Below are 11,899 nucleotides of genomic sequence, written 5' to 3'. Positions count from 1 at the left end.
GTCGCGCGATTGTCGTAGGGGCGACGCGGATGCGTCGTCCTCGGTCGCCGGCACGCATTCTCTCCGCCGTCGCCGGGACGATCGTGCGTGAGCTCGGCCTCGAGCCTGGCAACGCGTTCGTCGTGTGAGATGAGATCCGGGCAGGGGGCCTCCACGGCGGCGGCGGGATGCCCGGCACGTAGGATCGCACGGTGGACCTCGGGCTCGCAGGAAAGATTGCGCTCGTCACCGGATCGAGTCGGGGGATCGGACGTGGAATCGCCTCCCGACTCGTCGAGGAAGGCGCTGACGTTGTTCTCTGCGCGCGTGGGGCCGACGGTCTCGACGCAGCTGTAGCGGCCCTGCCGGAGAACGGGCGCGGCGTCGGCGTCGTCGCCGACGTAACGACGCAAGCAGGGGCCGCCGCTGTCGTCGCTGCTGCAATCGAGCACTTCGGGGGGCTGGACATCGTCGTCAACAGCGTCGGCGGCTCCGGCGCCCGGTCATTCGACGCCATGGATGAGACCGACCTCCGGACAGTGCTTGGCCAGAACCTGTTCCCGGCGTTGAACGTCTCCCGCGCTGCGATGCCAGCCTTGCGCGAGCGGGGAGGCGGCGTGATCGGGATGGTCGCCTCGATCTGGGGCCGCGAGGGCGGTGGTGGGCCGAGCTACAACGTTGCGAAAGCGGCGGAGATCAGCCTCGCCAAGGCGATGGCGAGCGACCTGGCCGCGGACGGGATTCGGGTTTTCAGCATCGCGCCCGGCTCGACGCTGTTCCCGGGAGGGAGCTGGGAGCGCCGCCTTCGAGAGGACCCGGAGGGGATGGCAGAGTTCATCGAGCGTGAGCTCCCCTGGGGACGCCTCGGGACCGTTGACGAGGTCGCCGACGTCATGACCTTCCTTGTTTCGCCTCGCGCGTCCTGGGTCGTCGGAGCCTGCGTGGCGGTCGACGGTGGGCAGTCGCGCTCCTTCTGAGCATGCCGGCCGGGCAAGCATGGGAAATCGGGATACCGTAAGACGCCCCCGAACCCGAGGACGACTACGCTGCTACAGGTGGAGACATCTGACCCATCCACGTCGAGCTTCGAAGAGCTCACGCGCGTGCGCGAGCGGATGTTCTCGCCGTTTGCGGTGCGGTCGTTCGAGACCCGCGGGCGAGAGAAGGCGGAGGAGCCCTGTAGCCTCCGGACGCCGTTCCAGCGCGACCGTGACCGCCTCGTCCACTCGAAGCCGTTCCGGCGCCTGAAGGGGAAGACGCAGGTCTTCATCGACCCCCAGGGTGACCACTACCGCACCCGTATGACCCATACGCTCGAGACGACGGCCATCTCGCGCGTCGTCGCACGGGCGTTGCGCCTCAACGAGGATCTCGTCGAGGCAATCGGCCTCGGGCACGACACCGGGCATACGCCGTTCGGTCACGCGGGTGAGCAGGCCCTCGACGCTGCGCTGAGCGCGGAGTTCGGCAGGCGCTTCCGGCACAACGAGCAATCGTCGCGGATAGCGCGCCGACTGAACCTCACGCATGAGGTCTGCGATGGGATCCTCACGCATACCGGCGACCAGGAGCCGGAGACGCTCGAGGGCAAAATCGTTCGCCTCATCGATCGTGTTGCCTACATCAACCACGACATCGACGATGCGATCCGTTACGGGATCCTCCGGGAGAGCGATCTCCCACGCGACGAGATCGAGCTTCTCGGAGCGACCGGGACGGATCGGATCGACCGCCTTGTCCACGACGTCGTCGACGCCTCCGAACAGGCCGGCACGATCGAGCAGAGTCCAGAGATCGGTGAGGCGATGCTGTCGCTACGCGCGTTCATGTTCGAGCACGTCTACCTCGGCCCGCAGGTCGGACCGGAGCACGAACGGGCGCGCAACGTCGTGCAGGCGATCTTCGTCCAGCTCGTGGACGACCCCGAACTTCTGCCCCCTGGTGACGGTGATACTCCCGAGCGGATCACCGACTACATTTCGGGAATGACCGATCGGTTTGCGCTCTCGTACGTGAGAGGGAGCTAGTGGCCCGGATCAAGGATCAGAGCGTGCGCGATGTCATCGCGGCAGCCAATATTGTGGACGTCGTGGGCCTTCGCACGTCCTTGCGCAAGGCGTCGGGCATGCGCTACATGGGCCGCTGCCCGTTCCACGAGGAGCGATCGGCGAGCTTCTCCGTGAACTCCGACCTGAATCTGTACCACTGCTTCGGGTGCGGTAAAGGTGGGGACGTCGTCACCTTCGTTCGAGAAACCGAGGGCCTCGACTTCGTGGGCGCGATCGAATGGCTCGCCGAGCGCTTCCGGGTCACGCTCGAATACGAGGAGAGTTCGCCGGCAGCCGATGACGCGCGGCGGAAACGTGAGCGCCTCTACGCCGTGCTCGACCAGGCCGCCGCGTTCTTCGAGCGACATCTGTGGGAAGGTGCCGACGGCGAGCCCGTGCGTGCCTACCTCGCGAGCAGGGGACTTGGCGAGGCAGCCTCGAAGGAGTTTCGCCTTGGTCTCTCGCCGGGAGACGGCCTCGCCGGCAAGGCTCGTGAGAAGGGTTTCACGGCCGATGAGCTTCGTGCGGCGGGTCTCACGAACCAGCGTGGCCGGGACTACTTCCCCCGGCGACTCATGTTCCCGCTCGCGGACGCTCGCGGTCGGATTATCGCGTTTCAGGCGCGCAAGCTGCTCGATGACGATCCGTTGCAGGGCAAGTACGTCAACTCGCCAGAGAGCGATCTCTTCAAGAAGAGCCACGTTCTCTACGGGCTCCATCTCGCGCGTCCCGCGATCGCGAAACAGGACAGGGCGGTGGTCGTAGAGGGCAATACGGACGTGATCGCTCTGCGGCAGGCGGGATTCGAGCCGGTCGTCGCCTCCATGGGGACCGCGCTGACAGAACAGCATCTGAAGGAGCTCTCGCGATTGACCAAGCGTCTCTATCTCTGCTTCGACTCGGACGCGGCCGGCGAGGAGGCGACGCTGCGCGGAATGGAGCGAGCCTACGAGCAGGGGTTCGAGATCAGGGTGGTGACGCTTCCATCCGGACAGGATCCGGCCGACGCTCCCGACGGATTCGAGCTGCGGCTCGGCCAGGCGGAGAGCTACCTGCACTATCGCGTGCGACTCGAGCTCGACCGCGCCTCGGACCGCCAGGAAGGATTCGTGCGTGCGCGAGAGATCCTCGCGAAGGCGGAGGACTCTCCCGAGCGGCAGGAGGCGCTGCGGCTCGTCGCAGACCGGCTCGACCTCCCCCGCGAGACACTCTCCGGAATCGCTCCGGCGCGTGGGAGCTCGAGCGGTGCGCCGTCGAGCCAGCCGAAGAAGCTCCTCGACGCGGGCGTGCGGCTCGAGCGTGAGGCTCTTGCTGCGGTCGTCGCACATCCCGAACTCGTGGACGCGCTGGCGGGTCTCTCCGAGGAGCACTTCGAGCTCGGAGAGCATCGAAGGATGCGGTCGTCGCTGATCGCCCGCCTACCGCCGGATCCCGATCTCGTCCCGCTCCTCGCCGAACTCGACGCGACGGCGTCGACCGAGGGGATCACGAAACAGACCGGAACGGAAATGCTGCTTCGTCTCCGGGAGAAGAAGCTTCGACGCGATCTCCAGGGAGAGACCGACCTGGCACGGGCGACCGAGCTGCAGGCGCACGTCGCGAAGGTGCGGCAGGCGCTGACCGAGATCTCGTAGGGCTTGCGGGCGGGACAGGTCCCGCGCCTACGGCGTAGGGTCGGTCGGCACGCGGGGCCTCGGCTCGGGGCGTGCGGGTGGGTCCTGGTCGACGAACAGTCCGAGCGCGACACGGCGGATCTGTTGCGAGCGTGATTCGTTGGTCGGCTCGCCCGGGTGCGACCAGGCCGCCGCAACCTCCGCCCCGAGCAATAGCGCCGACGCAGCGAGGTACACCGAGTAGAGAAACACGAGGGCCGATGTCAACGACGCGTAGACGACACTGATGCTGAGCCCCTTGACCCGCTCGAAGATCATCCCCGAGACGAGCGAGATCGCTAGCAGCAGCAGGGCGGTGACGATCGCTCCTGCGAGCGCGTCGCCGATGCGTAGGCTTCGAGCCGGGACGAAGCGGTAGAGGAGCAGAACGACAGCGGTTGTCACGAGTAGGGGAGCCCCCGAGCGGATGCCCTGTTCGAGGAGGCCACCGTCGAGCCCGAGCGAGTCGAGCGGCTGCTGGATCCACCCGAACACGACGGCCTGGGCGAGATTCAGGAAGACGACGACGAGCATGAGTGCGGCTGCGCCCACGATGAGAATCAGATCGACGAGCTTGCCGCGAACCGCGGGTCGCCCGCGCTTCAGATGCATCGCGACCTCGAGACCGGCACGGAGCGCCGCCATCATCCCGGTCGCCGCCCATGTGAAGACGAGCAGGCTGACGAGGCCGAGTGCCGTCGCCGGAGACGCGAGTTTCTCGATCTGTCGCGCCACGTCCGCGCTACCGCTCTCGGAGAGCGGAAACGCGGCGACGATCTCCTCGATCACCTGGTCCTTGAGGCTGTCGTTGCGGAGGACGATGCCGAAGATCGCAACGAGGATGATCGAGAGGGGGACGAGCGAGAAGAGCACGCGGTAGGCGATGCCGGCGGCATGCTGGCCGCAGCGATCGGTGAAGTACCCGTCGATCGCTTGCGGGATCACGCGGACGAGCGTCCGGAGAAGATCGAGCGGCCACCGCAGTAGCCGAAGCGGCCACGGCGTCGGGTTGCGCGCTGTGGTCGCGTTGTCCATCAGCCAAGTCTAGGTGCCCTCCCGGGACAGCACGCGCTGCGCTGGGTACACTTCCGGCCGCTCCATTCCCCGGTAGCTCAATTGGCAGAGCATTCGGCTGTTAACCGAAGGGTTGTTGGTTCGAGTCCAACCCGGGGAGCTGATCGTCGCGCTGATCGTGCTCGGGAAGGGCCTCCGAACAGCGATGCGCGGGCCGAATCGGCTCGGTTTCGGCGCGCGACGTGCGACGCGCGACGTGCTGTAAAGGTTGCGTAAGACGAGTTCAGCTGGCAGCCGTCGGTGCCGACAAAACAGGTATGCGCCGCCTGATCACGTGTGCTCTCATTGTTCCGCTGGCCTTCGCCTTCGCAGGCCCGGCCGCGGCTGCGACGAGCGCGAGCGTCGCCGCGCTCCAGGTTGCCTTGGCCGCCAACGGTCACTACCCGGCGGCGATCGACGGCGTCGAAGGGCCTCTGACGCAGACGGGCCTGGCTCGCTTTCAGGGGCGCGTCGGTGTTCCCGCGAGTGGGCGCCTGGATCGGAAGACCCGCGTCGCATTCGGGCATCTTGGCGCGCCCCTTCTCGGGCAGCGCGAGCTCGGCGTCGGCGCGGTCGGCTGGGACGTCTCGTCGCTCGAGTTCAGGCTGATCCCTTTCGGCCTCGAGCCGAAGGCAGTCGACGGTCGGTTCACCGCAGCCACTGCGAAGGCGCTTGCGCGCTTCCAGGCCGCGCACTCGCTCCCGGCGGACGCCATCGCCGGCAAGCGGACATACCGGGCTCTCGCAGGCGGGCGCATTGGGTCGTTCTCTCCACCCGTACAGGTGTCGACCTACACGGTCAAGCCGGGTGATGGCTTCTACTCGATAGCCGCTCGGCTTGGGATCAGCCCACTCCTGCTTGCCACGCAGAACCGGCTCGAGCTGACCGCGGTCATCGTCCCCGGTCAGACGCTCGTCCTGCCTACCGACACGAAGACGTCGTCACCGACAGCGACTACCCCAACGGCTCCTCCTGTGGCAACCCGTGATGCGGTGCGGGCGTCACTCAACCACTGGTCAGCCGTCTACGGCGTAGACCCGAAACTCGCCCGCGCAACCGCGTGGATGGAGTCCGGCTTCCGCCAGGACGTCGTTTCGAGCGTCGGTGCCCTGGGCGTCATGCAGCTTCTGCCCGGAACATGGACGTGGGTCGAGCAGGTCATGCTCGGCACGACCACGCCGAGAACGTATGACGGCAACGTGCAGGTGGGCGTTCGGTACCTCCGCTGGCTGCTCGATCAGTTCAACGGGAACACGCGGCTTGCGCTCGCCGGGTACTACCAGGGCGCGCAAGCGGTGCGTGATCGCGGTCTGTTCGATGATACGAAACGATACGTCGCGATCATCATGAGGCTCTACGGCACCGTGTAGTCGGCGCTGGCGCCCGGCCACGCTGTGACGCCAGCGTCTGCAACGGTGGCGCACGGGTGGGCCCGCTTCAGGGCGATGAGACCACGGATTCCGTCCTGAGGAACACCCGTGCGGGGTTCAGCTCCTGCGACGTGCACCGCGCGCGAGAACTCCCAAGCCGACTACGCGAGCGCGGAGATCGCTGCGTACGCGGCACGTGCGGCCTCGTCGACCGGAAGACCCCAGAAGAGCTCCGGCGTCGAGAAGATCTCGACGTCAAGGGCGCCTTCCCAGCCCGCGGCCGCGAGCGCGGCGATGATCACTCCGGTCTGCGAGATGCCGTCACCCGGAAGAACGCGGTCGGTGCGATCCCGTGACGGCCAGTCGCAGACGTGGACGCCGGCGATCCGGTCGGGGTTGGCGGCGATCCACGACAGCACCATCGGATCGTCCCACACGTGGTAGGTGTCGATGAGAACTCCGATCTCGTGGGACCCGACGGTGGCGAGCAGCAGGTCGGTGTCGGCCAGCGTATGCACGAAGCCGGCCGATTCCCGCTGGCTCACGTGGATCGGCTCGAACCCGACACGAACGGCCGCGGAGTGCGCCGCCTCGGCGACGAGGGCAAGTCCGCCTGTGACGACCTCGAAGCCTTCCTCGATCGACCGGCCCCCGAGCGGTCCGGTGAGACACGCGATGCACTCCGGGTCGTAGGCCGCAAGGCGTGATACGGAGGCGCAGAGAGCCGCGATTCGGTCGCCGGGGTCAGCGGGGCCTTCCATCCCGGGGATCGCCAGCTGCAGGATCGACGGCACCGCCGGCACGCAGACGGCGACGCCGAGACCGTATTCGCGGAGAAGCGCGATGTTCGCGTCGTCGTCCTCTGGAAGCTTGAACTCCCAGAGGCCGATCGCATCGAAGCCCGCGGCCGAGTACGCCTTTACGTCCTCCTCGAACGTTGCACCGACCGTCGAGATCTCGGAGAGAGAGAGAATCACGAGCGTCCCGGAACTCTCGAGAGAAGCCGCTGTGTGATCGGCGGCTTCGTCAGCGCCTTCGCCACGAGGTACCCCGAGCCGGCGCCGAGACCCGGGCCGGGATGGGTGCTCGCGCCGATGTGCCAGAGGCCGACGACCGCCGTCTCGTGGCCGGGCGCCTCGGCGAGGGGTCGCCAGAGGAGGTTCTGATCGAGCGCGCACGACCCGCCGTAGATGTCACCGGCGACGAGGTTCATGTTGAGCCCCTCGATGTCGGCGGGGGAGAGCACAACGCGCTCGAGCGTGGCGGCGTCGAGGTTCGTGATCGACGCGCCGAGCCGGGAGACGACGCGATCTGCGTACGACTCGCGCAGCTCCTCCGTCCACGTCCCATCCCCGACATCGAGTTCGCCCGCTGCATCGCCCTTTACCCTCCCGGCAGGTAGCTCCTGGAGCTGCAGCCAGAGGATCGACTTCCCGGCAGGCGCTCGCGATGGATCGAGGGCGACAGGCTGGCCGCAGGCGATCGTACCTTCGGCAGGCAGCAGCCCACGTTCGGCCTCGTTGACGCCGCGAGAGACGCCGTCGAGCCCGGGTGTCACATGCACGATGGGGCAGCGAGCAAGCCGTTCGCGCTCCGGTCCGGCCCACTGCGGAGGCTCGTCGAGCGCGATGTGAATCTGCATCTCCGCGCGGCCGTACCGATAACGCGCGGCAGCGGCGGTGACAGTGGGCGGAACGTCTGTGGCGCCGAGTAACGAGCCGTAGAGCTGCGTGGGAGTGACGTTCGCCACAACGGCGCGCGTCGCCGCCACGACCTCGCCGTCACCGAGGCGAACGCCAGTCGCACGCCCGTTCGCGACGAGGATCCGCGTGACATCGACCTCGAGCCGGACCTCACCGCCCGCGTCGGTGACCATCCCCGCAAGCGCGTCGACGAGGCGCACGCCACCGCCCTCGGGCACAGGCATGCCACCGAGCTGGAGTGCGGCACCGATCACCTGCGTCATGAACCCCGAGGTCGCCTGGTCGGGACCGAGGCCCGTGTGGAGGACCCACGGTGCAAGGACGCCGTGAGCGGTCTCGGACTCGAAGGTGCTCGTGACCCAATCACGGCAGCTGACGAGCGTGTTCCCGGAGAACTCGAGCAGTCCACGCCGACCGAGGCGGCGCAGCGCCTTGCGCCCGAGTGAGAGGCCTGCCGCCGACCAGAGTTCGGTCGAGAGGAGCCCAAAGGCCAGGTCGGCATTGCCCATGAACGCGTTGAACTGGCTTTCCCAGGCAGCACCGTCAGCCGGCACGTGGCGGCCGAACTCCGCCACGTTGCCTTCGAGCGAGCCGGTGATGAACGCCGCCGAGCCGTCGGGGAACGCGGTTCCGGTCGGCAGGTCGGTGTTGATGTACCTGACGCCGCGGCGGTCCAGCTCGTCCTTCAGCTCCGCGTATGCGGCAGAGCCCGTGAAGAGCGGATGCCACGATGCGAGCACCTCGTGCGTGAACCCGGGGAGGGTCAGATCGTGCGATGTCCTGATGCAGCCGCCGGCGACCTCGTTGCGCTCGAGCACGCACACGCTCCAGCCTTCGCGGGCGAGGAGCGCCGCGCCGACCAGCGAGTTGATCCCCGAGCCGACGAAAATTGCATCGAAGGAGGCCACCGGGGCGATGCTACAGAATCACCTCTTTCTTGACATGTCAGTGGTCTGTGTGCGACCAATAGGGGCATGCTTCTACGAGAAGTCGAGTACGCGCGTCCGGCCACCATCGAGGAGGCAATCGCTCTCCTCTCCGAGCACGATGGGGCACGTGCCCTCGCAGGGGGCCAGACGCTCGTCAACGTGATGAAAGCCCGGGCCGCCTCCCCCGATGTGCTCGTCGATCTCGCGGATCTCGACGAGCTCCGCACGCTCTCGTTCTCCGCCGATCAGACCGCGCTCGAGATCGGTGCCATGGTCACCAACACGATGGTGATCTCGTCCTCCGAGGTCGAGGTGGCACGTCCGATCCTCGCGGAGGTCGCAGCAACGATCGCCGACGTCCAGATTCGCAATCGCGGCACCGTTGGCGGCAACGTTTGCGTCAACGACCCCACCAACCACTATCCGCCGCTCCTCGCAGCACTCGGAGCGACATTCACGATCCGGAGCGCCTCTGGCGAGCGCACCGTCTCGGCCGAGGAGTTCTTCCTCGGCGTTTACGTGACGGCCGTCTCCGAGGGCGAGCTCCTGACAAAGATCTCCGTGCCGACCCGCAAGCCGGGGACCGGCGACGCGATGGCCGGAATTACGCTCGGGGCGCACGGCACGTATATCGCAAGCGCTGTTGCCACGGTCTCGCCCGAAGGCGTACGGGTTGCGCTCGGGTGCGTCTCGTCCGTTCCCGTCCGAGCGACTGCGATGGAGGAGCGACTGGAAGGCAGCGACCTCTCCGAGCCGTCGGTCCGGGCTGCTGCCGCGGGGCTCGCAGCGAGCCTCGATCCGCCGTCCGACGTTCACGCGAGCGCCGAGTATCGCGGCCACCTCGCTGAGATCTCTGCCATCCGCGCCGTGTTACAAGCCGCCGAGAGAGCGAAGGGATAGCCGTGCCCACAACCTCAACGACCAGAACGATCTCCGTCGAGATCAACGGAACGAGCTACGAGCGTGTCGTGCCCGCGTCACTCCTGCTCGTGCACTTCCTTCGAGACGACCTCGATCTGACGGGGACTCACGTCGGCTGCGACACCGGGAGCTGTGGTGCGTGCACCGTTCAGCTCGGTGGGGAGGCGATCAAGAGTTGTTGCATGCTCGCCGTCCAGGCAGACGGCGCCTCGATCACCACGGTCGAAGGCCTCGCGAGTGACGAGGGCGAACTGACGCCGCTACAGCAGTCGTTCCACGAGCACCACGCACTGCAGTGCGGCTACTGCACGCCCGGAATGCTGATCAGCGCCACGGCGTTGCTCGAGAAGAACCCCCGACCGAGCGAGCACGAAGTCAAGGTCGCGCTCCAGGGCAACATCTGCCGGTGCACCGGGTACTGGAACATCATCGAGGCGGTCGTAGCCGTAGGCGAGGAGGGAACACGATGACGGCAATCGAGACCGAGGCGGGCACCCTCCAGAAGGGCTCCGCCGTAGGGCAGAGCGTTCCCCGAAAGGAAGACGGCCGACTGGTTCAGGGCCAGGGCGTTTTCTTCGACGACGTCAAGCGCAAGGACATGGGCTACCTGCACTTCGTCCGCTCGCCGTACGCGCACGCCACGATCGAGTCGATCGACGTCTCGGCCGCGCTCGAGATGCCCGGTGTCTACGGCACGCTGACAGGGGACGAGGTCGCGATCCTCACGGACCCGTTCTTCCAGATCGCGGCCCCGCCAGGGGGGCACGTGAAGGACTACGCTCTCGCGGTCGGCAAGGTGCGCTACCTCGGCGAGCCGGTCGTCGCGGTCGTTGCCGAGACCCGCGAGCTTGCCCGCACAGCTGCCGAGTACGTCATGGTCGAGTACGAGCCTCTCGACGTGCTCGTGGACGCTCGCGCTGCTCTCGCCGAGGGTGCGCCGGTGCTGCACGAGGAATGCGGAGGGAACCTCTCGTACTCGGGTGTCTGGGAGTGGGGCGACGTCGACGGTGCCTTCGCCGAGGCAGATCACATCGTCTCGATCGGACAGCTGCACTTCGACCGGTTCAACTCCACGCCGCTCGAGTGCGACGGTGCCCTCGTCGAGTACAACCGCGGTACCGGGCAGTGGACGATGTACACGAACAACCAGTTCCCCGGGTTTGCCGCGATCATGATGGGCCCTTCGATGCGGGTCGGTCTCGACAAGCTGCGTATCGTCACACAGGACATCGGCGGGGGCTTCGGCAACAAGATCACGTCGCATCCGCAGCTCGTCGTCTGCTGCCTGCTCGCGCGGAAGCTCAAGCGCGCAATCCAGTGGACCGAGTGGCGTACGGAGTTCCACCAGTCGATGTCGCACGGCAACGAGCGCTGGTTCGAGAACACCGAGGTGGCCGTCAAGGCGGACGGTACGCTTCTCGGTTTCAGGACGCAGGCGATCGACGATGCGGGCGCGTATCTCCGCTACGAGCCACTCGGTGGTGTGATCTGGTCGCAGGTTGCGGCCGGGATGTACAAGTGGCGCAACATCCGGCTCGAGTTCACCCAGGCGATGACGAACAAGGCACCCGTGTCGCCGAATCGCGGCTACTCGCGCATGCAGCAGCTCTGGTTTACCGAGCGCGTGATCGACATCGTCGCGCAGACGCTCGGCTTCGATCCTGTGGAGATCCGACGGCTCAACTTCGTGCAGCCCGAGGACATGCCCTACGAGACGCCGAACGGTTGCGTCTACGACTCCGGCGACTACCCGCGAGCGATGGACATGGCGCTCGAGCTGATCGGTGCCTCCGACATCGAGACGCGACGGGCAGAGGCGGCCTCCCGCGGCAAGCTCCTCGGGCTCGGGATCGGCTCGACTCTCGACTCGGGAACGAACAACTTCGGGCAGTCGCAGCTGATCAACCCGGAGCTTCAGTTCTCGGGCAACAACGAGGTCGCCACGGTCAAGCTCGATATCTTCGGCGAGGTCGTCGTCACGCTCGGCACCACACCGCAGGGGCAGGGACACGAGACGACGGCCGCGCAGGTCGTCGCCGACATCCTCCACTGCGACGTCGACATCGTGAACGTGCGTGCGGGCCACGACAGCTACTGGAACTCGCACGCCGGCTTCTCCGGCACCTACGCGAGCCAGTTCGCCGTCACCGGGCTCAGCGCGGTCAAGGGTGCCGCTGACATGCTCGCGGGTCAGATGGTGAAGCTCGCTTCGATGGTCTTCCAGTGCCCGGAGGAGGCGATCGA

At 66.9% G+C, this 11,899-nt stretch carries 11 protein-coding genes and 1 tRNA gene; 9 read left to right on the top strand and 3 right to left on the bottom strand.

What is annotated here, in order from left to right; all coding sequences use genetic code 11:
- Window positions 1-191 precede the first annotated feature (191 nt).
- From ABIR74_RS11750 to dnaG, 3 genes are all read left to right on the top strand, one after another.
- Entirely contained in the window at window positions 192-956 is a 765-nt protein-coding gene (locus tag ABIR74_RS11750) for an SDR family NAD(P)-dependent oxidoreductase (RefSeq protein WP_348178313.1), read from the top strand.
- A 78-nt stretch (window positions 957-1,034) separates the two neighbouring features.
- The gene (locus tag ABIR74_RS11745) at window positions 1,035-2,006 is read left to right on the top strand and encodes a deoxyguanosinetriphosphate triphosphohydrolase (protein WP_348178311.1); all 972 of its coding nucleotides are present in this window, start codon (window positions 1,035-1,037) and stop codon (window positions 2,004-2,006) included.
- Window positions 2,006-3,661, top strand: coding sequence for a DNA primase (gene dnaG, locus ABIR74_RS11740; protein WP_348178309.1), 1,656 nt, complete (start codon window positions 2,006-2,008; stop codon window positions 3,659-3,661). Before ABIR74_RS11745 ends, dnaG begins: the two co-directional genes overlap by 1 nt.
- Window positions 3,662-3,688: 27 nt before the next feature.
- On the opposite strand, the gene ABIR74_RS11735 is transcribed toward dnaG, so the two are convergent.
- The gene (locus tag ABIR74_RS11735; RefSeq protein WP_348178307.1) at window positions 3,689-4,714 is read right to left on the bottom strand and encodes a YihY/virulence factor BrkB family protein; all 1,026 of its coding nucleotides are present in this window, start codon (window positions 4,712-4,714) and stop codon (window positions 3,689-3,691) included.
- Window positions 4,715-4,780: 66 nt separating this feature from the next.
- Here ABIR74_RS11735 and ABIR74_RS11730 point away from each other — a divergent pair.
- From ABIR74_RS11730 to ABIR74_RS11720, 3 genes are all read left to right on the top strand, one after another.
- Window positions 4,781-4,853, top strand: a tRNA-Asn gene (locus ABIR74_RS11730).
- Window positions 4,830-4,958, top strand: a complete 129-nt coding sequence (locus ABIR74_RS11725; protein ID WP_348178306.1) for a hypothetical protein — start codon at window positions 4,830-4,832, stop codon at window positions 4,956-4,958. The genes ABIR74_RS11730 and ABIR74_RS11725 overlap by 24 nt, the downstream gene beginning before the upstream one ends.
- Window positions 4,959-5,010: 52 nt before the next feature.
- Window positions 5,011-6,102 (top strand): peptidoglycan-binding protein, encoded by a 1,092-nt coding sequence (locus tag ABIR74_RS11720; protein ID WP_348178304.1) that lies wholly within the window; start codon window positions 5,011-5,013, stop codon window positions 6,100-6,102.
- Window positions 6,103-6,263: 161 nt separating this feature from the next.
- On the opposite strand, the gene ABIR74_RS11715 is transcribed toward ABIR74_RS11720, so the two are convergent.
- Together ABIR74_RS11715 and ABIR74_RS11710 are read right to left on the bottom strand one after the other, a co-directional pair.
- The gene (locus tag ABIR74_RS11715) at window positions 6,264-7,079 is read right to left on the bottom strand and encodes a sugar phosphate isomerase/epimerase (RefSeq protein WP_348178302.1); all 816 of its coding nucleotides are present in this window, start codon (window positions 7,077-7,079) and stop codon (window positions 6,264-6,266) included.
- Window positions 7,076-8,713, bottom strand: coding sequence for an NAD(P)/FAD-dependent oxidoreductase (locus ABIR74_RS11710; RefSeq protein ID WP_348178300.1), 1,638 nt, complete (start codon window positions 8,711-8,713; stop codon window positions 7,076-7,078). Before ABIR74_RS11710 ends, ABIR74_RS11715 begins: the two co-directional genes overlap by 4 nt.
- Window positions 8,714-8,779: 66 nt before the next feature.
- On the opposite strand from ABIR74_RS11710, the gene ABIR74_RS11705 reads away from it, so the two are divergent.
- The 3 genes from ABIR74_RS11705 to ABIR74_RS11695 all read left to right on the top strand — a co-directional run.
- Entirely contained in the window at window positions 8,780-9,634 is an 855-nt protein-coding gene (locus ABIR74_RS11705; RefSeq protein ID WP_348178298.1) for a xanthine dehydrogenase family protein subunit M, read from the top strand.
- Between the two features lie 2 nt (window positions 9,635-9,636).
- Window positions 9,637-10,125, top strand: a complete 489-nt coding sequence (locus ABIR74_RS11700; RefSeq protein ID WP_348178296.1) for a (2Fe-2S)-binding protein — start codon at window positions 9,637-9,639, stop codon at window positions 10,123-10,125.
- Window positions 10,122-11,899: xanthine dehydrogenase family protein molybdopterin-binding subunit (locus ABIR74_RS11695; protein ID WP_348178294.1), on the top strand; the 1,778-nt coding region annotated here is incomplete at its 3' end. The genes ABIR74_RS11700 and ABIR74_RS11695, both read left to right, overlap by 4 nt.

Source organism: Gaiella sp. (assembly GCF_039915195.1).
Lineage (GTDB): Bacteria > Actinomycetota > Thermoleophilia > Gaiellales > Gaiellaceae > Gaiella.
This window is presented reverse-complemented; position numbering and strand designations above follow the sequence as displayed.